This window comes from Daquilactobacillus linshuiensis (genome assembly GCF_052828685.1).
The window spans coordinates 257117-278525 of record NZ_CM128255.1; the positions used below are offsets into that span (position 1 = coordinate 257117).

Below are 21409 nucleotides of genomic sequence, written 5' to 3' on the forward strand. Positions count from 1 at the left end.
ATAAATTTATTCTCCCTTTGTATTATTTTGAAGCTCTTTGATTTTATCTAGAGTAGACAAAGTTTTATCTTTAGCTTCAGTATATTTAGGTAAATCACTATCATTAAACTTTAAATTGAAACCATCTAATCCATTTGTAGCAAACTCATATTCATATTTATATACTTCTTCATAATTTGAAGTAAATTCTTTTAATAGATTGTGATTCTCTGTTCCGCTTAATTGTAAAGCCATTTGAATTGTTCTAAAGTCAGTATATGCAAGCTCAAATTGAATTGCCCAAGCACGCATAAAACCATGCTTATTTAATATGTGAGCATGATGATGTTCTATTGTCCAAGACAAACGATTAATAGAATCAATAACGTCTAACATAATATACCTCCTAAAAATTCTTAATTTTAAACATATTATAATCTTTGAAAAGCAAAAACGTTAATAATTCAAATCGTTAAAATAAATTGTCGGAACAAATATTTGACTAAAAAAAAACACAGAATTATGATTATTCTTGCTTTAATATTTTGTATAGATTTAAGGAGGATATGGGGATGTCATATCAAGCAAGTAATGCAGAAGGAAATATTAAAATAGTTAATCTAAAATCATTAGAAAAAGAAGTAAAAGATAGAATGGAACCTGGTGCTTTTGGTTACATTCGTGGCGGTTCAGAAGATGAATGGACGATGGACCAAAATACTGAATCATTCAACACAAAAAAAATTGTACCTAGAGTATTACAAGGAATTGATCATGCTGATTTAAGTACTAAATTATGGGATATTGATTTAAAAACACCAATTATTCAAGCACCATCAGCAGCTCAAGGACTATCTCATGAAAAAGGAGAGGTTAATACTGCTATTGGAATGGCAAAAGCTGGTTCAATTTTTTCCATCAGTACTTATGCAAATACGTTAATTAAAGATGCCGCTGCCGCTGCACCTGATGCACCACAATTTTTCCAAATTTATATGAGTAAAGATGATGGATTTAATGAATTCATTATTAAAAAAGCTGTGGAAGCAAATGCAAAAGCAATTGTTCTTACAGTTGATTCAACACTAGGTGGATATCGTGAAGAAGATGTAATTAATAACTTTGAATTTCCACTACCAATGCCAAATTTAGCAGAATATAGCCAAGCTGATGGAACTGGTAAGGGAATTGGAGAAATCTATGCAGCCGCAAAACAAGATTTTGTTCCTGAAGATATTCAAAAAATTAAAGATTTAAGTGGTTTACCAGTTATTGTTAAAGGAATTCAATCTCCAGAAGATGCTGAAATTGCAATAAATGCTGGAGCAGACGGTATTTGGGTTTCAAATCATGGTGGACGTCAACTTGATGGTGGACCAGCTTCATTTGAAGTACTACCTTTAATTGCTCAAAAAGTTGCTAAAAGAGTACCAGTTATTTTTGATAGTGGTGTAAGACGTGGAGAACATGTATTTAAGGCTCTTGCAAGTGGTGCAGATTTAGTTGCAATTGGTCGCCCTATCATTTATGGTTTAAACTTAGGTGGAGCACAAGGTGTATATGATGTAATGGAACATATCAATATGGAACTTTCAATCACTATGCAGCTTGCTGGAACAAAAACAATTGAAGATGTAAAAAATACTAAGTTAATGGATTAGTATTAAAGGAGTGACTATGTCAAAGGCAAGATTAGAAGCATTTACTGATGGAGTAATGGCAATAATTCTTACTATTCTTGTGTTGGATTTAAAAGCACCAGATGGTGATCAATTTGAAAACTTACTAAAGCTTGTTGAGCCTTTTTGTGTATATGTTATAAGTTTTGTGTCAATTGCTATATATTGGAACAATCATCATCATTTATTGCAAGCAACTAAAAGAGTTTCTGGGAAAGTACTTTGGGCAAATATAAATTTATTATTCTGGTTATCTTTAGTACCCTTTGCGACATCTTGGGTGGGTAATCATATTTATTCATCGATTCCTGAATTTTTTTATGCGTTGATATTTTTGATGGCTTCAATTGCATATTATATATTTAATATGAGCTTAATTTCTGTTCATGAAGAACATGAATTGATAACAAAAAGTACGCAAAATGACAATAAGATTTATTACTCAATGGGGTTATACATTTTGGGAGTTATATTGGCATTTATACTTCCAATTTTAGGAATGATTTTAAGTTTATTTGCTACTATGGCATGGTTAATACCAAACAAAAAAATAGAAAAAAACATATAGGAATTGAAATTCATTTAAAAAATTGCTACGCTAAATTTAATCATTATGTGTATTTATAGTTGATGTGTTTTTGTACTTTTAAAGATTTAGCAAAAAAAGGATAACTTGTGTTATCCTTTTTTTTATGATATGAATATGTTATCATAAAATTACATTAAATGGTGTATATTATAGTTGATGTAAATAAATCAGGAGAGGAAGCAATGGTAGCACAAAATGTTTTTTGTATTGTAAATGCAATTGTGAATATAAATATATTAAATAACCTTCATATTAATAGAGTTATTGGAATTGATTTAAATTTAGATAAGAATAAAATTATCTTTTTTCTTATTGTTACTGGATTAATTAAGCTATTTAGAAAAATTAAGAAAAATAATGTAAAAGAATCTATGGGAGATGACAATGTTTCAGAAGTAATATTCTTTAAAGTATTCATTTTTTTACTAGAACTACAGGAAACAGTCTTAAATAAAAAATACGTAGCTTCTGTAGTAATTATTTTTTTATACTTTTGGTTTCTTTATTTGAGATATTATTTAACTTATTAGAAAATTAGGAGTTTATTGAACAATTGAAAAAATTGTTCAATAAACATCTGTTCGCTTACTAAACATAGGATATATGTGTATTTTTAAAATGTTGATGGTAAGGAGGTTAGATGAAAGAAAAGTCGGATGACTTAGAATTGGTAAATTTAGTTAAATATCAAAATAGTTCTGAAGCATTAAAAAAATTATTCAATAAATTTCTTCCAATAACCGAAGGAATTATTAGTATGTATTATATTCGTAATTTTGATCGAAATGATTGGATACAGGAAGCATATATTGTGTGTCATGAAACATGCTTTCGATTTAATGGGGAGCAGGGATCTAAATTTGGAAACTTTTATAAGATGCGCCTAGCCAATCATGCAAAAAGTCTTTTACGTCGTGAACTTGCACTAAAAAGAAAAATTAATAAAGAAGCCAGCTCTTTTGAAACTAGTATTATAGAAGATTCTTTTGAGGGTGGATTTGTTGGAGCAAATCATACAGTTATTTATAACCACGAGATTTTTGATCTAGATGACTTTATGGGTGGATTAACAAAAATTGAAACTGAAGTCTTTAAAATGCTATTAGGTTATAAAAAAGCCAATGAAATAAAAGCAAATAAGCGTCAGATACAATTAGCTCAAACAAATTGTAAAAAGAAATTATTAGATTATTTTAAATAAAGTTCGCGAGTAAAGGATGACGATCGTCATCCTTTTTTGATTAATTGACATAATATCTAGTTGCATATATACTTATTGAATGTTAAAGAAGTGTAGGAGTTTATGATATGGGATTGAGAAAGATTGCTTTAGCTTGTACTATTTGCGGATCTAGAAATTATACGGTTACTGAAAATCCTGCACGTACAGAGCGTTTAGAGATGAAAAAATTTTGTAAACATTGTGGAAAGCATACTCTTCACAAGGAAACAAGATAGTAGGGGTATTAATATAATGAAATTATTTAAATTTTTTGGTAGCGTTAAAGATGAAATGAAAATTGTTACATGGCCAACAGCAAAAGAAACTCGTAGAGATTCTTGGACAGTAATTATGACGTCTGTTATGTATGGTATTTTTTTTGCAGCAATAGATGCATTGATTATATTTTTAATAAATAACTTTGTTTCAAAATAATTTGAGAATTTAAAGTTTATTTGATAATATTTACTTGCGAGTAAAAACCTTTATTGTTGAAGGTTTTTTTATTTTGCTTAATTTTAGGAGGCTGTTATGGCAGAAGAAACATTAAAACAATGGTTTGTTTTACATACTTATTCAGGATATGAAAATAAAGTTAAAGAAAATATTGAATCACGTGCAGTATCAATGGGAATGGAAGATCATATTTTCCGCGCAATAGTTCCTGAAGAAGAAGAAACAGAAACTAAAAATGGTAAAACTAAAACGGAAATGAAAAAGACTTTCCCAGGGTATGTTTTAGTTGAAATGGCTATGTCTGATGAATCTTGGTTTGTTGTTCGTAATACTCCTGGAGTTACGGGATTTGTTGGTAGCCACGGAGCAGGAAGTAAGCCCGCACCTTTACTACCAGAGGAAGTTGATCATATATTACACAGTCTTGGTATGAGTAAACGTAGTCACGACACGGACTTTAGTGTCGGTGAAGTTGTCACTATTGTAGAAGGGGCATTTTCAGGTTTATCTGGTAAAATTACTGAAGTAGACGAAGAACATATGAAATTAAAAGTAGAAATTGATATGTTTGGTCGTTTGACTAACACAGAATTAGATTATGATTTTGTCGACAAACAATAATTAACTATATTGAAAATACATGTTCAACATGTTAAACTATTCAAGTGTGTTTTATAAGCACTGTGGGAGAGGAAATATAGATCCTCATTAAAACCACATCACGGACAAAGGAGGTATGTACCGTGGCTAAAAAAGTTGCAAACATTGTTAAATTGCAAATTCCTGCTGGACAAGCAACACCAGCTCCACCAGTTGGACCTGCTCTAGGTCAAGCTGGTATCAATATCGTTGCTTTTACAAAGGACTTCAATGCAAGAACAGCTGATCAAAACGGAATGATTATTCCTGTTGTTATCACTGTTTATGAAGATCGTTCATTCGACTTCGTTACAAAGACTCCTCCAGCTGCAATATTATTATTGAAAGCTGCAGGTGTTAAAAAGGGTTCTGGTAATCCAAAAGACGAAAAAGTTGCTAGCGTAACAAAAGATCAAGTTCGCGAAATTGCAGAAACCAAAATGAAAGACCTAAACGCTTCAGACGTTGAAGCTGCAATGCGTATGGTTGAAGGTACTGCGCGAAGCATGGGATTCACTGTAGAAGGTTAATCCAATTACTTTAGTAACGCAGTTTTACAAGATATGTGAAAACATTTCTAACAAGTGGGAGGAGTAAAACTCCACTAGACCACAAAGCAAGGAGGAACTTAGCATGCCTAAGCATGGTAAAAAATATATAGAAGCAGCTAAAAAAGTAGACAGTAACAAGACTTACTCAGCTACAGAAGCTGCAACATTACTAAAAGAAATCGATTTTGCAAAATTTGATGCATCTGTTGAAGTTGCATTCAATTTGAATTTAGATGTTAAACAAGCTGATCAACAATTACGTGGTGCTATCGTATTACCAAATGGTACAGGTAAAACTCAACGTGTTATTGTTTTCGCTGAAGGTGAACAAGCTAAACAAGCAGAAGCTGCTGGTGCAGATTTTGTTGGTTCAGATGATCTTGTTGACAAGATTAAAGACGGTTGGTTTGATTTTGATGTTGTTGTTGCAACACCACCAATGATGGCCAAAGTTGGTCAATTAGGACGTGTACTTGGACCTAAAGGTTTAATGCCAAACCCTAAGACAGGTACAGTTACAATGGATGTTGAAAAAGCTGTTAATGATATTAAAGCTGGTCAAGTTGCATATCGTGTTGATGCTAATGGATTAATTCATGCACCAATCGGTAAGATTTCATTTGATGCAGATAAATTAGCAGAAAACTTCAAAGCAATGTACGATGTAGTTGTTAAAGCACGTCCTGCTTCATTAAAGGGTGTTTACATCAAGAGTATCAACATGACATCAACTTTTGGACCTGGCGTTACAATTAATCCAGAAGTTTAATATCAAGTTGACTTAATGTAAATTAAGTGATAATTTATAACTATTAATTCTACCGAAGACTCAGGTGACGAAAGTCTTAATATCCTGCCGAGGCCAGTTTATCGATGATGAACTCTGTGCCTTTGGGTGCAGAGTTTTTTGATGCTCGGGTTATCTCAAGTAGAAAATATTATTCGGAGGTGAAATGGTTTGAACAAAAACATCATAGCTAAAAAAGAAGCTGCTGTTGATGAAACAGCAGAAATTCTAAAAAATGCTAAATCATTGGTAATCGTTGATTATCTTGGTTTAACAGTTGCTCAAGTAACTGATATGCGTGCTGAATTGCGTGAAAATGATGCTTCAATGCAAGTTATCAAGAACTCAATCTTGAAACGTGCAGCTGATAAAGCTGGCTTTGAAGGATTAGATGAACAATTCACAGGCCCTACAGCAATTGTTTATTCTAATGAAGATCCTGTTGCTCCTGCAAAAATCGCTGACAAGTTTGCCAACGACGTTGAAGCAATGGAAATCAAAGGTGGAATGATCGAAGGTAAAATTGCTGAACTTGAAGAAATTCAAGCACTTGCTAAATTACCTAACCGCGAAGGTCTACTATCAATGTTGTTATCAGTTCTTCAAGCACCTGTCAGAAACGTTGCTTATGCAGTTAAAGCAGTTGCTGATAGTAAAGATGAACCTGCAGCATAATTAATTAAACTAAATAAAAAACTTTTTTCTAATGGAGGAAAATAAAATGGCTTTAGATACAAGCAAAATTATTGATCAACTAAAAGAAGCTTCAATCATGGAATTGAGCGACTTAGTAAAAGCAATCGAAGAAGAATTTGATGTTTCAGCAGCAGCTCCTGTAGCAGCAGCTGGTGCAGCTGACGGTGCAGCCGCAGCAACAAAAGATGAATTTGATGTTGAACTATCAGAAATTGGTGGAGAAAAAGTTAAAGTTATCAAAGCAGTTCGTGAAATTACAGGTCTTGGATTGAAAGATGCTAAAGATCTTGTAGATAACGCTCCTTCAGTTCTTAAAGAAGGCGTAGCTAAAGATGCTGCTGATGAAATGAAAGCTAAACTTGAAGAAGTTGGCGCAACAGTTAACCTTAAATAATAACTGATAAAAAGTCTCTGAATGGAGGCTTTTTTTGTTTGCAGAACTTTAGTAAAATTAAGTTAATAAAATTTTAGGAGAAAGCCATTGTCTGAACAATATTTTGAAAGCAATCCTAATTCTGAACATAATATAAAAGTGTGGGATTTTATTTTATTAGGTAACAAATTAAAATTTGAAACTGATAATGGAGTTTTTTCCAAAACCACTGTCGATTACGGTTCAAGAGTATTGATCAATACTTTTAATGAATCACAAGTTCCAGAAGGGGATATATTAGACCTAGGCTGTGGATATGGCCCAATTGGACTGTCACTAGCTAAATCACTAACAAAGCGCCATGTTACTTTATCAGACGTAAACAATCGTGCATTAGAATTAGCAAGAAAAAATGCCGAAATAAATAAAATTAATAATATAACTATTAAAGAATCGTCCATTTATGAAAATATAGATGATAAATATGCATCTATTTTAACGAACCCTCCTATAAGAGCTGGAAAAGATGTTGTCAACGAAATGATAACAGGTTCAAAAGCTCATTTGATTACTGGAGGCAGCATTTGGGTGGTAATTCAAAAAAAACAAGGAGCTCCATCTGCAAAAAAATTAATGTTAAAAACATTTGGAAATGCTGAAATAGTAAATAAAGATAAAGGATATTACATAATAAAATCAATTAATGAAGACTGATGAAATATTTACTGAAAATGAATTAGAGTTATTTATGGATTTAGCATTACAACAAGCTCAATTAGCAAAAGAAATTGCTGAAGTACCTATCGGAGCAATTGTTGTAGATAATAAAACCAAAAAAATAATAGGGAAAGGGTTTAATAAACGTGAGACTCTTCAAGATTCAGTTTGGCACGCAGAAATTGAAGCAATTCAAGAATCTTGTAAAAAAATTAATATTTGGCGATTAGAGAATACTACATTATTTGTTACTCTTGAGCCGTGTCCAATGTGTGCTGGTGCAATAATAAATAGTAGAATTCCAAATGTTGTGTACGGTGCTAAAGATTTAAAGGCTGGGTCAGTAGACACACTAAACCATTTATTGACAGATGCACGATATAACCATCAATCTGATATTGTTTCAGGTGTTAAAGAAGATGAATGTGCAACAATTTTGAAAGATTTTTTTCAAGAAATTCGAAAAAAAAATAAGTCTTAATATGGTAATTTTAGTATTTTTTTGTTAATATAGTATTTGCCGCAAGGCCATAGGCAATGGTGCTCTTATGAATCGTGTCAGGTTCGGAAGAAAGCAGCACTAAGTAGGTTGCGTCATGTGCCTTATGTTTGTAAATCAACACTCTCAGCAATTAGCTGGGAGTTTTTTATTTATAGAAAGTAAAGTATAATTAAAACATTAGATATTAGATTAATTAAGGAGTTCATAGATGGCATATCAAGCTTTATATCGTGTATTTCGACCACAAGACTTTAGTAGCGTTGTCGGCCAAGAAGTAATTACGAAGACGTTAAAAAATGCTGTTCAAAATAAAAGAACTAGTCATGCCTATCTATTTTGTGGACCTAGAGGTACTGGAAAAACATCTTGTGCCAAAATTTTGGCTAAAGCAATTAATTGCTTGAACCCACAAGATGGTGAGCCTTGTAATGAATGTGAAATTTGTAAAGATGCTAATGAAAATAGATTAAATGATATTATTGAAATAGATGCTGCTTCAAATAATGGTGTTGAAGAAATCCGTGAAATTAGAGACAAAGCAAAATATGCGCCGACACAAGCAGAGTATAAAGTTTATATTATTGATGAAGTTCATATGCTGTCTCAAGGTGCATTTAATGCACTTTTAAAAACATTAGAAGAACCACCTGCTAAAGTAGTATTCATTCTTGCAACAACAGAGCCACAAAAAATACCAGCTACGATAATTTCTAGAACACAAAGATTTGACTTCAGAAGAATTAGTAAATCTGAAATTATACAAAGACTTGAATTTGTTTTAAATGATCAAAAAATCAAATTTGACGATGAAGCGGTTAATATAATTGCTACTGCAGCTGAGGGTGGTATGCGTGATGCATTAAGTATTATGGATCAAGCAATTTCATTTGGAGATGATGAATTAACTTTAGATAATGCTTTACAAGTCACGGGAGCACTGAGAAACGATCAGTTACTTTCTTACTTTAAAGACATAGCCGAGAACAATACTTCAGAAGCACTAAAAAAATTAAATAATATTCTTGCAACTGGTAGATCACCTCAAAGGCTTACCGAAAGTATCATTACTTTATGTAGAGATTTGATATTATTAAAATCTGATAATGTAGAACAAATATCTCAAACTTCAATAAAAAAAGATTTAGAAGAAATTAAAGATTTATTTACCCAAGACAGATTATTTAATATTGTAAATATTGTAAGTGATACCCAAAGAAACTTAAAAAATTCAAATCAAATAGATATTTACTTAGAAATTATGACAGTTAAGGCCGCTTCTAAGGAAGAAACAAAATCACAAAATAATGTTATAGAAAGTGATTCGAAATTAAACGATAAAATTTCACAATTAGAAAATAAGATTAGTCAGCTTCAAGAAAAATTAAGTTCAACTTCTAAAGTAAGTATTCAAGAAAAAAAAGCAGTCAGAAAGAAAAGTTCTAAGAAAAGTATCAGTAGTAATAAACCCGCTATATTTGATATATTGAAAGCTGCAACTAAAGAAGCATTGAATGAAGTTCGTGAAATTTGGCCTGATATGATGCAAATGCTACCAATAACACAAAGGGCAATGATGAACGTATCAAACCCTGTAGCAGCAAGCAATGAAGGTGTTGTTGTTGCCTTTGATTATGCTCTTTGGTTTGAAAAGGTCACACAAGATCAAGAAATGATGGATACATTAAAAAACAACTTAAATAGTTTAGTCAAAAGAAACATGGATATTGTTTTGGTAGCAAAGAACCAATGGCCAGAAATTAGACATGAATATATTCAAGAGCATGGTGCAGATTTAAAAAATTCTGAAGAAGATGAAATAGATACTAGTACAGAGCAAGAATCAAAAGCAGTAAAAATTGCTGAAAATTTATTTGGCAAAGAAAACATAAATATAAAGGAAGATTAGGTGGTAAATATGAAGGGAATGCCTCAAATGCCAGGAAATATGGCAGGAATGATGAAACAAGTTCAAAAAATGCAAAAGGAAATGACAGCAGCTCAAAAAGAAATTGATGAACAAGAATTTGTTGGTAAGTCAGCAGATGATTTAGTAGTGGTGACTTTTAATGGTAAGCACGAAGTTACAGATATTAAAATTGATCCTAAAGTAATTGATCCCGAAGATCCTGATATGCTTCAAGATTTATTGATAATGGCAATTAATGAGGGTGAAAAATCAATTGCAGAAACTACTGAAAAAAAATTAGGAAAATACGCTAAGGGACTATAAAATGCAATATCCAAGACCAATAGCACAATTAATTGAAAGTTTTATGAAGCTACCAGGAATAGGTAAAAAGACAGCTACGAGACTAGCTTTTTATACATTAAATATGGAAAAAGATGACGTCACTGATTTTTCTCAATCTCTTATTGCTACAAAAAAAGATTTAAAGTTTTGTAGAATATGTGGGAATATTACTGAAGATGACATTTGCGATATCTGTAAGGATAAAACAAGAGATCAATCAACTATTTTAGTAGTTGAACAAGTTAGAGATATCATGGTATTTGATGAAATGAATACATATGATGGATTATATCAAGTATTAGGTGGAGTTTTATCACCAATTGATGGAATTGGACCGGAAGACTTGAATATTAAACAACTATTGAATAGACTTAAAGATAATAATCAGGTAAGTGAAATTATAATTGCAACAAACGCAACACCTGATGGAGAAGCAACAGCTATGTATCTTTCAAAATTAATTAAGCCTGCAGGAATTAAAGTTACAAGATTAGCTCATGGATTATCTGTTGGAGCTGATATCGAATATGCAGATGAAATGACACTGCAACGAGCAGTTTCAGGTCGTAGGGAGATTTAGTATGTTTAAAAGCAAAAAAATGTATAAAGAAAAAGAAGATAACAGATTATTATCTGAGATTGATAAAGTGCAAACAAAGATTAATAACTTACATGTAATACAAGAGCATGCAGTTGATATTTCTGATGAAATGTTATTAAGAGTTAAAACTCAAAAAGCAAAGCATCGTTTTTTATATAAACAAGCGCGTAATAGAAATGTTAAAGCAAACTAAAGAGAGTATTCCTTACGCCGATACTCTTTTTTTTGTACCCTAATTAAAGTAATATAGTAACTATATGAAAGAGGTATTAATGTATGAGTGGTTTGTTTATTTCATTTGAAGGTCCGGACGGTGCGGGTAAGACTACTGCACTCAATAAAATATTGCCAGAATTAAAAAGTAAAACTAGTAGGGAAATTATTTCTACTAGAGAACCTGGTGGAAGTGCAATTGCTGAAAAAATTCGTGACTTAATTTTAGATGTTAAAAATTTAGAAATGGATGATAGAACAGAAGCTTTATTATATGCAGCACAACGCCGACAACATTTGATTGATATTGTGATTCCTGCACTTAATGAAGATAAGATTGTTTTAAGCGATCGATTTGTTGATAGTTCAATTGCTTATCAAGGTGGTGGAAGACAAATCGGTATTGAAGAAGTTGCAAGTATAAACGATTTTGCAATCGAAGGTATTATGCCCAAATTGACAGTATATTTTGACATTCCTTCAGAGGTTGGTCTTGAACGTATAAAAAAAGATCGTTCAGGTACTGAAGATCGTTTAGAAAAAGAAAAGTTGGAATTTCATCAAAGAGTCAGAAATACGTACTTAGAATTGCAAAAACAAAATCCTGAACGTATAAAAATAATAAATGCAAATCAAGATCCAACAAAAGTTGCTTTGGATGTATTAGAATTAATATTAAACAAATTCCCAAGGGTTTTTGAATAGGAGGAAATTATTATGAAAATGATTATTGCGATTGTTCAAGATAAAGATAGCGCGGAATTAGGCGATGCGTTGATGAATGCAAATGTTAGAACAACAAAACTAGCTTCCACAGGTGGTTTTTTAAGATCTGGTAATACAACGTTTATGATTGGTGCTGAGGATGAAAAAATTGATGAAATTCTAGATATAATTAAATCAACTTCACATACGAGACAACAATTTATGACACCACCAATAAGTATGGCTGCTGATGCTACAATGCAGACACCAGTTGAAGTTCAAGTTGGTGGAGCAACTGTATTCATTCTTCCAGTTGAAGGATTTCATAGATTTTAAGGGAAAATATGTCATTAGATAATCAGATTATTCAAGAATTTAAAAGTATTATTAATAATAAACGTTTAGCCCATGCTTATTTATTTGAGGGTGGAAACACACAGCAGCGCCATGAAATGGCGTTGTTTTTGGCGAAGTCAAGATTTTGCCAAAATTTACATGATGGATTACCATGCATGCAATGTGTCGCATGTAAGACGATTGATTTAAATGATAATCCAGATGTATTAGAAATAGATACAGACAAGAGAAGCATTGGTGTAGATGTAGTTAAAATGTATAAAGAAGCTATGTCAACAAGTGCGACTCAAGGTGATACAAAAATATTAATTATTAATGATGCTCAAAAAATGACTCCTCAAGCAGCCAATAATTTATTGAAATTTATTGAAGAGCCTGAAGGGCAAGTATTAATAATATTATTAACAGATTCAAAAAACCAAATTTTGCCAACTATATTATCACGAGTACAAACATTCAAAATAAATATAACTGACAACAGTTCATTAGCTGATAGTTTAAAGGAAAAAGGGTTTTCTGAAAAAAATATAAATATTATTGATAAAACTACCGAATTAAAAAATATTTTAGAGTTTGACGATAAATCATTTTCAGAATTTTTAGAAATAGTAATAAATTGGTTTGAAAGAATTCAAAACCAGGATATGAGCGCTTTTGTAAATATTCAAACTAAAATTAAAACACTTGTAGATAATAGAGATAAGCAAGAATTATTCTGGGATATAGTTGAAAAACTGTTCAGTGATGAGATATCATTTAAATATGATTTAAATAAAGAACTTATACTTGCTAAAGATCTGAGTGAATCAACAACAATTAGACAATTAACTAAGCAGATTGATCTTTACTTAGAAACTGTGAAGAAGTGGAAGAGTAATGTAGCATTTCAAGCATGTTTAGAAGCATTAACTTTGAGTTTAATAAAAAATTAAGGGGTTGGGATAATTAATGGTACAAAAAGATTATTTCCAAGAGTTTGAAAAGCTTCTTGCCCAGGCAAAAGATTTAAATGCTAAGATTAAGGACATGCAAGAGGGACTATCATCAATTCTTGTTGAAAACGCTGAACTTAAAATTGAAAATGATAATTTACGTAATAAGTTGAACAATAAAAATTCTGCTAAAGCAAATGACGATGTATCGCAAGCACATCAAAATTTAGAAAAACTATATAGCCAAGGGTATCATGTATGTACTCCGATGTATGGGTCTCATCGTAAGGATAACGAGGAATGTGCATTTTGCTTAGGAATCATTTATGGCAGAAGTGATAATAAATCTAAAGTGAATTGAGGGACATAAATGAATGAACAAAAGAGTTTTCAAGATAATTCATTTGGGTCTCTTTTTTTAATACCAACTCCCATTGGAAATCTTGAAGATATGACGTTTAGAGCAGTTAGACAACTAGAAGATGTTGATTTGATTGCAGCTGAAGATACAAGAAACACAAAAAATTTATTGAACCATTTTAAAATAGACACCACACAAATAAGTTTTCATGAACACAATAAAGTGCAACGTATTCCTGAATTAATTGAAAAATTGAAAAAGGGTATAAATATTGCACAAGTGTCAGATGCTGGAACTCCTAGCATAAGTGACCCGGGTAAAGAACTAGTACAAGAAGCAATAAAACAAGGAATAAATGTAATTCCTCTCCCAGGTGCAACTGCTTCAATAACAGCATTAATAGCTTCAGGGCTTGTTCCGCAGCCATTTTACTTTTATGGATTTTTAACTCGAAAAGGGAAACAAAGAAATGAAGAAATTGAAGATATAGTTAATAGAGTTGAGACTTCAATAATATATGAATCTCCTTTTAGAGTGTTAAAAACACTAGATGATATAAGAAAAGTTGCTGGTGATGATAGACAAATTGTCACTGCACGAGAACTAACCAAAATTCATGAATCGTTTGTTAGAGGAGCTATCAAAGAAGTGAAACAATGGTTTGTTGAACATGATCCTAAGGGTGAATTTGTGATAGTTGTCTCTGGTAAAAAGCAAGTTAGTGAAATTAATGTCGATAATACTGATATAAAAAAAGAAGTACAAGCATTGATTGATGATGGCTATAAGCCTAAGGCTGCTATTAAAGAGATTGCTAATTTGGTTAATAAATCTAAAAATGAAGTTTATGATATTTATCATGAATTATGAGGAAATAAAATGACGGCAGATATATATACGCAAAGACATAACGTACCATTTTTTTTCACCAACAAAAATAGTGAGATGAGTTTATCTTCAATGTTAAACTTTGTTTTGCTAGTATCAGAAAACCAACTAAATAGTTTACATTTAGATGGTGAAAGTATGGTAGAAAAAGGGCTTGGATGGGTTGTAACTCAGTATCATATTGATATAACCCGTATGCCGAAAGTGAATGAAGAAATAGATATTTCAACTCAAGCTAAGAGTTATAATAAATTCTTTTGTTACCGTGATTTCTGGATTAAAGATTTAGAAGGTAATGAATTAGTTAAGATTAATAGTATTTTTGTATTAATTGATATTAAAAAAAGATCAATGGTTAAAATAACTCCAGAAATTGTTCAGCCACTGGGATCAATAGCATTAACAGGTATGGAAAAATTTCCTAGAATTAAAAAAACTGATTTTGAAGATAATAAACGTGATATACATATTGGATATTACAATATTGACATTAATCAACATGTTAATAATTCTTATTATTTTGACTGGGCACTAGATAATTTAGATATAGATTTTTTAAATGAACATTCAATAAAAACTGTAGATATAAAATATGAAAACGAATTGGTTTATGGAGATAATCCACGGTCTTTTGTAAAAATAGATGAAAAAGAACTATTGACATATCACCGAATTGAAACCGAAGAAAAAAAGAATGCAGAATTAATTATCAAGTGGAAATAAATCACTTGATTTTTTTTATTGAAGGAGTAGAATACTCTCAAATTCAATAAAAGGAAGTAAAAAAATGGGCTTTTTGTGGTTCATACTTATAACAATATTAATGTTTAGATTTTTAGGCAGTTTTGCTTGGTTTATTTTTCCATTCTTTTTGGTTGCTGGCTTAGTAAGCTTGTTCTTCCATTTGTGGTGGGTATTTTTAATAGTAATACCTCTTTTATTATTAAGACCAAGAAGAGTTGTAAGCAGACAGCATGTTAAAAAGAATGATGATTATGATCATGATTTTAGAGAAGAGTAATAATCTTAGGTCTTTTTTTGAAATTGTGCTATTATAATTAAGTTTTCAAAATAATGGAGTAGGAATTAAAGCGTTAAGTGCCGACGGAACGGAATGTGAACGTTGGACGAAGAGATTACTCGCGATTTTATTTCCGCATTCGCCACGCTTTTTGTGGCAGCTCTTTAATAGGAGGTGTCCGTAATGAATAATAGTGCAAAAACAAATGCTTTTCGCGTTCGAGAATTGACTTGGCTTGCAGCATTAATAGCATTACAGATAATTTTGAGTAAGTTGACAGTAGGAACAAGTATTGTCAAAGTAGGTTTTGGATTTATAGCAACTGGTTTAATTGGATATTATTTTGGACCAATTAAAGCAACTATTGCAGGGATGTTAACGGATATTATTGCTAATGTTGTATTTCCTGATCCTGCTGGTTTTTTCTGGGGATTCACATTGTCCGCCGGAATCGCAGGATTTATATATGGACTGGTGCTATTTCAAAAGAAAATAACTTTTTGGAGAGTTTTATTAGTAGTCACATTAATAGTTGTAATTATTAATATGTTTTTCACAACGCTTTGGATAAGCATGATGGGAGCAGTTCCATTTAGTAAGTTATTTTTGATTCGATTGCCTAAAGAACTTATAACTCTTCCAATACAAACTATTATTTTATGGTTAGTTTTGGCTTGGGTTGATAGATCAAAATTTAGAAGAATTAACTAAAGAGCTGAAGAGCTCTTTTTTTAATGTTAAAATAGAAAAAAACGTAGGATTTATAAATATATGAAAACATTAGCTTTTGATACTTCAAATACAGTACTATCTGTTTCTATAGATGAAGACGGTAAACAACTATCTTCATATTTTAGTGATGAAAAAAAGACTCATAGTATCACGCTTTTACCGGCAATAGATGAATCGCTAAAAAAAGCTGAATTAACTATGAAAGATATTGATCAGATTATAGTTGCTCAAGGACCTGGATCTTTTACAGGAGTTAGAATAGCTGTAACTACTGCTAAAACACTTGCTTGGACTTTAAATATTGATTTAAAAGGTGTTTCAAGCCTAGAATTAATTGCTGCAAATATTAATAAACAAGATGTTATTATTGTTCCATATTTTGATGCTAGAAGAAGTAATGTTTTCGCAGGTGCCTATAAATGGCAAGATAATGTACTTATTTCAAAATTAGAAGATGGACATTACACAATTGATGATTTAATAAATCAACTAAAAGATATTGATGATAAAGTGATTTTTGTAGGTACAGATATTGATGAACTTCAGCAAAAAGCTAATAATCAACTAAACAATGTAGACTTTTCTGATCTGTATAAGCCTAATGCTCATAATCTAGTTGAATTATCAAAATCAATCAAACCAGTTGAAAATATTGATGATTTTATTCCTAAGTATCTCAGATATACCAAAGCTGAATATGATTGGCTAAAGAATAGAGATAATAAGGATATTGATGATAATTATGTTAAAAGGGTTTAAAAATTTATTAAAAAAACCTTTTAGTTTTCAAGAACAAAATATTATTTTAAATGATATAAATTTTAAAATAAGAGAAGCTAATCTTGAGGACGTGGAAGAGTTATTTAAAATACAAAAATTAATTTTCCCAGTTTTTCAACCATGGAGTAAACAAACTTATATTTTTGAATTAACAAACCGAAAAAACATCTATTTATTAGTTGAACAAAGAAACGATATTGTTGGTATAGTTGGACTATCTAAAAGAAATAAAAATGAAGCACACATTACTAATATAGGAGTTATTCCTGAATTTCAAAATAATGGTGTAGGTCATTTTTTGTTAGAAATTTTGTTTAAAATGGTTCAAGAAAATGATTTTAAAAAATTAACTTTAGAAGTTGATTCAAAAAATGATAATGCAATTAGACTATATAAATCGTTAGAGTTTAATGAAATACGAGTTAATAAAAACTATTATGATAATGGACACGATGCAATTGAGTTGTGTAAACATATCAATAAGGATTAGGAGAAACAAGTGAAAGATACGCTTATTTTGGCATTTGAGTCTAGCTGCGATGAAACTAGTGTCGCCGTTATAAAAAATGGAAAAGAAATACTTTCAAATATAATTGCCACTCAAATTAAAAGCCACCAAAGATTTGGTGGTGTTGTGCCCGAAGTTGCCAGCAGACATCATGTTGAACAAATTACAATCTGTACTGATTTAGCCTTAAAGGAAGCAGGAGTAACTTATGAAGATTTAGATGCAGTAGCAGTAACTTATGGGCCAGGTTTAGTAGGATCTTTATTAATTGGGATTATGGCGGCTAAAAGTATAGCTTTTGCACATAATTTGCCTTTGATTAAAGTAAATCATTTGGCTGGCCATATTTATGCTGCAAATCTTGTAAGTGATTTGAAATATCCTTTCATGGCTTTAATTGTTTCCGGTGGACATACGGAAATTGTAAGAGTAGATAGCCCAGGAGAATTTAAAAGACTTGGTGATACAAGGGATGACGCGGTTGGTGAGGCATTTGATAAAATTGGTCGTGTGTTAGGACTAAAATATCCTGCAGGTAAACAAATTGATCAAATGGCTCAGTTAGGTAATGATACTTTTGGCTTTCCAAGAGCGATGTTACAAGAAGATAATCTTGATTTTAGTTTTAGTGGACTAAAGAGTGCCTTTATAAACACTGTTCATCATGCTGATCAAGTTGGAGAAAAATTGGATAAAAATGACTTAGCTACTAGTTTTCAAGAATGTGTTGTAGATATACTCACTGAAAAAACATTTAGAGCATTAAAAAATAATCCAGTGAAGCAATTAATTGTAGCTGGTGGTGTGGCTGCAAATAGTGGTTTAAAGAAAAGATTTGCAGATGAGATTACAAAACGCAATCTAGATTTAGACCTAATAGTTCCACCTATAAGATTATGTGGGGATAATGCGGCAATGATTGGTGCGGCTGCTCAAGTGGAATATGATAAAAATAATTTTACAGAATTATCATTAAACGCAGATCCAAGTTTAGACTTTGAATAAAAAAGCTTGCCAATAGGCAAGCTTTTTTAAATGTTTTCTAGTTCTTCACTTTTTTCAGTCCACTTTGATTCTAGTTCAGGTAATTGTAAAGAAAGTGTATTTAATTCTTTTTGTAAATTTGACATTTTTTCGTAATCATTAACAAGTTTTTCATCAAACATTGCAGTATTAATTTCAGAAATTCTAGTTTCAATTTTATCAATCTGTGCTTCTAGTTCATCGATTTCACGTTGAATTTTTCTTTGTTGCTTTTGCTTTTCTTTACTTTGTTCGTAGGATAATTTTTTATCACTGATAGTTTTTTCTACAGGAGTATTAGCATTTTCGGCAGCTTCAAGAAGGTCATTTTCATTCTTTTTTTCTACATAATAGTCATACGTTCCAAGATAAGTTATACTTCCGTTTGGTGTTATTTCAATAATTTTAGTAGCTAAAGTATTAAGAAGGTAACGATCATGTGATACGAATAAAACAGTCCCATCAAACTCAGACAATGCATCTTCTAAGACCTCTTTACTGTCAATGTCTAAGTGGTTTGTAGGTTCATCCATAATTAAGAAATTATCATGTTCCATATTTAACTTTGTTAAAAGAAGACGTGCTCTTTCTCCTCCTGATAAAGATGAAACAAGTTTAGTTACATCATCTCCTCTGAATAAAAATGACCCTAAAATACTTCTAACTTCTTGTTCGGTCATTAGGGGATGTTCATCATGAATCTGTGAAAAGACAGTTTTTTTATTGTCTAGATTTTGAATATTTTGGTCATAGTATCCAATATCAACGTTAGTTCCAAAAGAAATATTACCTCTAAGAGCAGGAATAATGTTTAAAATAGTTTTTAATAAAGTCGATTTACCAACGCCATTTTGACCAATTATTCCGATTCTTTCATCTTTTTTTACTTCAAAATTAATTGGTTCTGACATTATATTGTTACTATCATATCCTACTGCTAAGTCTTTAACTGCTAGTACATCTTTTCCACTTGGACGCTTAGCAGAAAATCTAAAACGGGCACTTCCCATCTGTCCTTGAGGTTTTTCAATGATTTCCATTTTTTCAAGCTGTTTGCGCCTGCTTTGTGCTTGTTTTGTAGTAGAAGCTCGAACAATATTTTTATCAACGAATTCCTGTAATTTTTTTATTTCATCTTGTTGTTGATTGTATTTCTTCCAAGCTAACTCTTGATTTTTCTTTTTTTCTTTTAAATAAAAACTGTAATTACCTGAATAATGAGTTGAACTGTGATGATCGATTTCAACTATCTCATTTACAACTTTATCTAAAAAGTATTGATCGTGAGAGACTATTAAAAGAGCACCATTATAGCTTTTTAGATAATTTTCTAACCATTCTAATGTTTGGATATCCAAGTGGTTAGTTGGCTCATCAAGAAGTAATAAATCATGGTGTTCTAATAGTAGTTTTGCCAAAGCAAGACGTGATTTTTCTCCACCTGATAGAGTTGATATTTTTTTGTTATGTGTGTCTTCAGGAAAAGAAAATCCTGCTAAAACAGACCTTATTTCAGCTTCATAGCCATATCCATTATTATTTTTAAAGTCATTTTGTAGTTGATCATAGTGTTTTAATAATTCTGGATCTCCATTTGCCATTTGAGATTCTAAGTTACGTAATTCAACTTCTTGAGCTTGTAAATCTTTGAAGACAGTTAGCATTTCAGAATAAATAGTATTATTCAAATTAAGACCTGATGATTGCTGTTGATATCCAATGCTTAAGTTTTTTCTTTTACTAACTTCGCCTTCATCTGGAGGATTTTGTCCATTGATAATTTTTAATAGAGTTGATTTACCGACTCCGTTACGTCCAACTAATCCAATTCTTGAATTTTCTTGGATTGAAAAAGTAATATTTGAAAAAAGTTTATCTACTCCAAAAAAACGAGCTACCTTGTTAACTTGTAATAAAATCAAAATATGTCTCCTAGTTTGTAATAATAATATAGTAACATCTAATTAAAAAAAATTCACAAAGTTATACAATGATTATTGTAATTTTGATGGGTATTAGATACTATAAGTATAAAAGTACGTGAAAAAATGAACAGCATGGGGGAAGTTATGGATCAAAAAATTCCAAAGGCGACTGTTAGACGTTTGCCTCTTTATTATCGTTATTTTCAATATTTAAATGATGCTGGAACAGATAAGGTGTCATCATCAGAGCTTGCCGAAGCTACAAAGGTTGATAGTGCAACGATTAGACGTGATTTTTCATATTTTGGTGCATTGGGTAAACGCGGATATGGGTATGATGTTGAGGATTTATTAGCTTTTTTCAAAAAATTACTCAATCAAGATAAAAGAACTAATGTTGCGTTGATAGGTGTTGGTAATTTAGGACATGCTTTATTAAACTATAATTTTTCACAAACAAATAATGTACGAATAGCAGCAGCATTTGATGTTAATTCTGAAATTGTTGATACAGTACAAAGTGGTGTACCAGTTTATAGAATGGAAGAGTTACAAAATCAATTAAGACTCCAACAAATAGATATAGTTATTTTGTCGGTTCCTGTTGATGTTGCTCAAAAAACAGCTAACGATTTAGTTGAAGCTGGAGTAAAAGGAATATTAAACTTTACGCCAATTCGGATATCTGTACCAGATGATATACGAGTTCACAACGTTGATTTGGCTAATGAACTACAAACATTAATTTATTTCTTAGACAATATGGAAAACGAAAACAATAGTTAGCAAAGGACGTATTTTCCTTAACAAAAATATACATGCTATACTTTTTATAAACATCCTTTTTGGGGATGTTTTTTTGTTCCGCAAATATTTTACTAATAGTTAATTAACTTATCTGCACGCACAAAAAATATATAAT

31 protein-coding genes, 1 other RNA gene, 1 riboswitch and 1 other annotated feature are annotated in these 21409 nt (G+C 31.2%); of the genes, 30 read left to right on the top strand and 2 right to left on the bottom strand.

Going from position 1 to position 21409, the window contains the following annotated elements; all coding sequences use genetic code 11:
- Window positions 1-6: 6 nt before the first annotated feature.
- Window positions 7-375 (bottom strand): hypothetical protein, encoded by a 369-nt coding sequence (locus ACUV9F_RS01335; protein ID WP_446183896.1) that lies wholly within the window; start codon window positions 373-375, stop codon window positions 7-9.
- A 176-nt stretch (window positions 376-551) separates the two neighbouring features.
- Here ACUV9F_RS01335 and ACUV9F_RS01340 point away from each other — a divergent pair, with 176 nt between their 5' ends.
- From ACUV9F_RS01340 to tsaD, 29 genes are all read left to right on the top strand, one after another.
- The gene (locus tag ACUV9F_RS01340) at window positions 552-1640 is read left to right on the top strand and encodes a lactate oxidase (RefSeq protein WP_446183897.1); all 1089 of its coding nucleotides are present in this window, start codon (window positions 552-554) and stop codon (window positions 1638-1640) included.
- Window positions 1641-1656: 16 nt separating this feature from the next.
- The gene (locus ACUV9F_RS01345) at window positions 1657-2226 is read left to right on the top strand and encodes a TMEM175 family protein (protein WP_446183898.1); all 570 of its coding nucleotides are present in this window, start codon (window positions 1657-1659) and stop codon (window positions 2224-2226) included.
- A 203-nt stretch (window positions 2227-2429) separates the two neighbouring features.
- Window positions 2430-2777 (top strand): hypothetical protein, encoded by a 348-nt coding sequence (locus tag ACUV9F_RS01350; RefSeq protein ID WP_446183899.1) that lies wholly within the window; start codon window positions 2430-2432, stop codon window positions 2775-2777.
- 110 nt (window positions 2778-2887) lie between these two features.
- Entirely contained in the window at window positions 2888-3448 is a 561-nt protein-coding gene (locus ACUV9F_RS01355) for a sigma-70 RNA polymerase sigma factor region 4 domain-containing protein (protein WP_446183900.1), read from the top strand.
- Window positions 3449-3555: 107 nt separating this feature from the next.
- Window positions 3556-3705 carry a 50S ribosomal protein L33 gene (gene rpmG / locus ACUV9F_RS01360; protein WP_446183901.1) on the top strand — a complete coding sequence of 50 codons (150 nt, stop codon included), beginning with the start codon at window positions 3556-3558 and terminating at the stop codon, window positions 3703-3705.
- Between the two features lie 16 nt (window positions 3706-3721).
- Window positions 3722-3904: a preprotein translocase subunit SecE gene (gene secE / locus ACUV9F_RS01365; protein WP_446183902.1), complete on the top strand. Its 183-nt coding sequence runs from the start codon at window positions 3722-3724 to the stop codon at window positions 3902-3904.
- 96 nt (window positions 3905-4000) lie between these two features.
- Entirely contained in the window at window positions 4001-4546 is a 546-nt protein-coding gene (nusG, locus tag ACUV9F_RS01370; protein WP_446183903.1) for a transcription termination/antitermination protein NusG, read from the top strand.
- A gap of 122 nt (window positions 4547-4668) precedes the next feature.
- Window positions 4669-5094: a 50S ribosomal protein L11 gene (rplK, locus tag ACUV9F_RS01375; protein WP_446183904.1), complete on the top strand. Its 426-nt coding sequence runs from the start codon at window positions 4669-4671 to the stop codon at window positions 5092-5094.
- A gap of 103 nt (window positions 5095-5197) precedes the next feature.
- Window positions 5198-5884, top strand: coding sequence for a 50S ribosomal protein L1 (gene rplA, locus ACUV9F_RS01380; RefSeq protein ID WP_446183905.1), 687 nt, complete (start codon window positions 5198-5200; stop codon window positions 5882-5884).
- Between the two features lie 34 nt (window positions 5885-5918).
- Window positions 5919-6033: a sequence feature (ribosomal protein L10 leader region), on the top strand.
- Window positions 6034-6073: 40 nt separating this feature from the next.
- Complete coding sequence (gene rplJ, locus ACUV9F_RS01385) at window positions 6074-6577, top strand: 50S ribosomal protein L10 (RefSeq protein ID WP_446183906.1); 504 nt, start codon at window positions 6074-6076, stop codon at window positions 6575-6577.
- Window positions 6578-6623: 46 nt separating this feature from the next.
- Window positions 6624-6992 carry a 50S ribosomal protein L7/L12 gene (gene rplL, locus ACUV9F_RS01390; RefSeq protein ID WP_446183907.1) on the top strand — a complete coding sequence of 123 codons (369 nt, stop codon included), beginning with the start codon at window positions 6624-6626 and terminating at the stop codon, window positions 6990-6992.
- Between the two features lie 87 nt (window positions 6993-7079).
- Window positions 7080-7685, top strand: a complete 606-nt coding sequence (locus ACUV9F_RS01395; RefSeq protein WP_446183908.1) for a class I SAM-dependent methyltransferase — start codon at window positions 7080-7082, stop codon at window positions 7683-7685.
- A complete protein-coding gene (locus ACUV9F_RS01400; RefSeq protein ID WP_446183909.1) occupies window positions 7675-8169 on the top strand; it encodes a nucleoside deaminase in 495 nt (164 codons plus the stop codon). Before ACUV9F_RS01395 ends, ACUV9F_RS01400 begins: the two co-directional genes overlap by 11 nt.
- 45 nt (window positions 8170-8214) lie before the next feature.
- Window positions 8215-8302: signal recognition particle sRNA small type (ffs, locus tag ACUV9F_RS01405), an RNA gene on the top strand.
- Between the two features lie 96 nt (window positions 8303-8398).
- Window positions 8399-10096 (top strand): DNA polymerase III subunit gamma/tau, encoded by a 1698-nt coding sequence (gene dnaX / locus ACUV9F_RS01410; RefSeq protein ID WP_446183910.1) that lies wholly within the window; start codon window positions 8399-8401, stop codon window positions 10094-10096.
- Window positions 10097-10105: 9 nt separating this feature from the next.
- On the top strand, window positions 10106-10420 hold the full coding sequence (locus ACUV9F_RS01415) for a YbaB/EbfC family nucleoid-associated protein (protein WP_446183911.1): 315 nt from the start codon (window positions 10106-10108) through the stop codon (window positions 10418-10420).
- Between the two features lies 1 nt (window position 10421).
- Entirely contained in the window at window positions 10422-11021 is a 600-nt protein-coding gene (gene recR, locus ACUV9F_RS01420) for a recombination mediator RecR (RefSeq protein ID WP_446183912.1), read from the top strand.
- Window position 11022: 1 nt separating this feature from the next.
- Window positions 11023-11235 (top strand): YaaL family protein, encoded by a 213-nt coding sequence (locus tag ACUV9F_RS01425; RefSeq protein ID WP_446183913.1) that lies wholly within the window; start codon window positions 11023-11025, stop codon window positions 11233-11235.
- Window positions 11236-11318: 83 nt separating this feature from the next.
- On the top strand, window positions 11319-11960 hold the full coding sequence (tmk, locus tag ACUV9F_RS01430; protein ID WP_446183914.1) for a dTMP kinase: 642 nt from the start codon (window positions 11319-11321) through the stop codon (window positions 11958-11960).
- 12 nt (window positions 11961-11972) lie between these two features.
- A complete protein-coding gene (locus tag ACUV9F_RS01435; protein WP_446183915.1) occupies window positions 11973-12296 on the top strand; it encodes a cyclic-di-AMP receptor in 324 nt (107 codons plus the stop codon).
- Window positions 12297-12304: 8 nt separating this feature from the next.
- Window positions 12305-13249 carry a DNA polymerase III subunit delta' gene (locus tag ACUV9F_RS01440; protein ID WP_446183916.1) on the top strand — a complete coding sequence of 315 codons (945 nt, stop codon included), beginning with the start codon at window positions 12305-12307 and terminating at the stop codon, window positions 13247-13249.
- A gap of 16 nt (window positions 13250-13265) precedes the next feature.
- A complete protein-coding gene (locus ACUV9F_RS01445) occupies window positions 13266-13610 on the top strand; it encodes an initiation control protein YabA (protein ID WP_446183917.1) in 345 nt (114 codons plus the stop codon).
- 9 nt (window positions 13611-13619) lie between these two features.
- Window positions 13620-14480: a 16S rRNA (cytidine(1402)-2'-O)-methyltransferase gene (gene rsmI / locus ACUV9F_RS01450; RefSeq protein ID WP_446183918.1), complete on the top strand. Its 861-nt coding sequence runs from the start codon at window positions 13620-13622 to the stop codon at window positions 14478-14480.
- A 9-nt stretch (window positions 14481-14489) separates the two neighbouring features.
- On the top strand, window positions 14490-15221 hold the full coding sequence (locus ACUV9F_RS01455) for an acyl-[acyl-carrier-protein] thioesterase (protein WP_446183919.1): 732 nt from the start codon (window positions 14490-14492) through the stop codon (window positions 15219-15221).
- A 64-nt stretch (window positions 15222-15285) separates the two neighbouring features.
- Complete coding sequence (locus ACUV9F_RS01460; protein WP_446183920.1) at window positions 15286-15519, top strand: hypothetical protein; 234 nt, start codon at window positions 15286-15288, stop codon at window positions 15517-15519.
- A gap of 52 nt (window positions 15520-15571) precedes the next feature.
- Window positions 15572-15666: riboswitch (THF riboswitch) on the top strand.
- Window positions 15667-15702: 36 nt separating this feature from the next.
- On the top strand, window positions 15703-16230 hold the full coding sequence (locus ACUV9F_RS01465; protein ID WP_446183921.1) for a folate family ECF transporter S component: 528 nt from the start codon (window positions 15703-15705) through the stop codon (window positions 16228-16230).
- Window positions 16231-16290: 60 nt separating this feature from the next.
- Entirely contained in the window at window positions 16291-17010 is a 720-nt protein-coding gene (gene tsaB, locus ACUV9F_RS01470) for a tRNA (adenosine(37)-N6)-threonylcarbamoyltransferase complex dimerization subunit type 1 TsaB (RefSeq protein ID WP_446183922.1), read from the top strand.
- Window positions 16994-17521 (top strand): ribosomal protein S18-alanine N-acetyltransferase, encoded by a 528-nt coding sequence (gene rimI, locus ACUV9F_RS01475; RefSeq protein WP_446183923.1) that lies wholly within the window; start codon window positions 16994-16996, stop codon window positions 17519-17521. The genes tsaB and rimI overlap by 17 nt, the downstream gene beginning before the upstream one ends.
- Before the next feature lie 9 nt (window positions 17522-17530).
- A complete protein-coding gene (gene tsaD, locus ACUV9F_RS01480) occupies window positions 17531-18544 on the top strand; it encodes a tRNA (adenosine(37)-N6)-threonylcarbamoyltransferase complex transferase subunit TsaD (protein WP_446183924.1) in 1014 nt (337 codons plus the stop codon).
- 26 nt (window positions 18545-18570) lie between these two features.
- Here tsaD and ACUV9F_RS01485 read toward each other — a convergent pair whose 3' ends face one another.
- Window positions 18571-20484 carry an ABC-F family ATP-binding cassette domain-containing protein gene (locus ACUV9F_RS01485; RefSeq protein ID WP_446183925.1) on the bottom strand — a complete coding sequence of 638 codons (1914 nt, stop codon included), beginning with the start codon at window positions 20482-20484 and terminating at the stop codon, window positions 18571-18573.
- Window positions 20485-20631: 147 nt separating this feature from the next.
- Between ACUV9F_RS01485 and ACUV9F_RS01490 the strand changes: the two genes are divergently transcribed.
- Window positions 20632-21273 carry a redox-sensing transcriptional repressor Rex gene (locus ACUV9F_RS01490; protein ID WP_446183926.1) on the top strand — a complete coding sequence of 214 codons (642 nt, stop codon included), beginning with the start codon at window positions 20632-20634 and terminating at the stop codon, window positions 21271-21273.
- Window positions 21274-21409 lie beyond the last annotated feature (136 nt).

Bases quoted from the DNA above. Each gene is read 5' to 3' on its own strand.
- ACUV9F_RS01335 (WP_446183896.1), bottom strand. From the start codon at position 375: ATGTTAGACGTTATTGATTCTATTAATCGTTTGTCTTGGACAATAGAA.
- ACUV9F_RS01340 (WP_446183897.1), top strand. From the start codon at position 552: ATGTCATATCAAGCAAGTAATGCAGAAGGAAATATTAAAATAGTTAAT.
- ACUV9F_RS01345 (WP_446183898.1), top strand. From the start codon at position 1,657: ATGTCAAAGGCAAGATTAGAAGCATTTACTGATGGAGTAATGGCAATA.
- ACUV9F_RS01350 (WP_446183899.1), top strand. From the start codon at position 2,430: ATGGTAGCACAAAATGTTTTTTGTATTGTAAATGCAATTGTGAATATA.
- ACUV9F_RS01355 (WP_446183900.1), top strand. From the start codon at position 2,888: ATGAAAGAAAAGTCGGATGACTTAGAATTGGTAAATTTAGTTAAATAT.
- rpmG (WP_446183901.1), top strand. From the start codon at position 3,556: ATGGGATTGAGAAAGATTGCTTTAGCTTGTACTATTTGCGGATCTAGA.
- secE (WP_446183902.1), top strand. From the start codon at position 3,722: ATGAAATTATTTAAATTTTTTGGTAGCGTTAAAGATGAAATGAAAATT.
- nusG (WP_446183903.1), top strand. From the start codon at position 4,001: ATGGCAGAAGAAACATTAAAACAATGGTTTGTTTTACATACTTATTCA.
- rplA (WP_446183905.1), top strand. From the start codon at position 5,198: ATGCCTAAGCATGGTAAAAAATATATAGAAGCAGCTAAAAAAGTAGAC.
- rplL (WP_446183907.1), top strand. From the start codon at position 6,624: ATGGCTTTAGATACAAGCAAAATTATTGATCAACTAAAAGAAGCTTCA.
- ACUV9F_RS01400 (WP_446183909.1), top strand. From the start codon at position 7,675: ATGAAGACTGATGAAATATTTACTGAAAATGAATTAGAGTTATTTATG.
- dnaX (WP_446183910.1), top strand. From the start codon at position 8,399: ATGGCATATCAAGCTTTATATCGTGTATTTCGACCACAAGACTTTAGT.
- ACUV9F_RS01415 (WP_446183911.1), top strand. From the start codon at position 10,106: ATGAAGGGAATGCCTCAAATGCCAGGAAATATGGCAGGAATGATGAAA.
- recR (WP_446183912.1), top strand. From the start codon at position 10,422: ATGCAATATCCAAGACCAATAGCACAATTAATTGAAAGTTTTATGAAG.
- ACUV9F_RS01425 (WP_446183913.1), top strand. From the start codon at position 11,023: ATGTTTAAAAGCAAAAAAATGTATAAAGAAAAAGAAGATAACAGATTA.
- tmk (WP_446183914.1), top strand. From the start codon at position 11,319: ATGAGTGGTTTGTTTATTTCATTTGAAGGTCCGGACGGTGCGGGTAAG.
- ACUV9F_RS01435 (WP_446183915.1), top strand. From the start codon at position 11,973: ATGAAAATGATTATTGCGATTGTTCAAGATAAAGATAGCGCGGAATTA.
- ACUV9F_RS01440 (WP_446183916.1), top strand. From the start codon at position 12,305: ATGTCATTAGATAATCAGATTATTCAAGAATTTAAAAGTATTATTAAT.
- ACUV9F_RS01445 (WP_446183917.1), top strand. From the start codon at position 13,266: ATGGTACAAAAAGATTATTTCCAAGAGTTTGAAAAGCTTCTTGCCCAG.
- rsmI (WP_446183918.1), top strand. From the start codon at position 13,620: ATGAATGAACAAAAGAGTTTTCAAGATAATTCATTTGGGTCTCTTTTT.
- ACUV9F_RS01455 (WP_446183919.1), top strand. From the start codon at position 14,490: ATGACGGCAGATATATATACGCAAAGACATAACGTACCATTTTTTTTC.
- ACUV9F_RS01460 (WP_446183920.1), top strand. From the start codon at position 15,286: ATGGGCTTTTTGTGGTTCATACTTATAACAATATTAATGTTTAGATTT.
- ACUV9F_RS01465 (WP_446183921.1), top strand. From the start codon at position 15,703: ATGAATAATAGTGCAAAAACAAATGCTTTTCGCGTTCGAGAATTGACT.
- tsaB (WP_446183922.1), top strand. From the start codon at position 16,291: ATGAAAACATTAGCTTTTGATACTTCAAATACAGTACTATCTGTTTCT.
- rimI (WP_446183923.1), top strand. From the start codon at position 16,994: ATGTTAAAAGGGTTTAAAAATTTATTAAAAAAACCTTTTAGTTTTCAA.
- ACUV9F_RS01490 (WP_446183926.1), top strand. From the start codon at position 20,632: ATGGATCAAAAAATTCCAAAGGCGACTGTTAGACGTTTGCCTCTTTAT.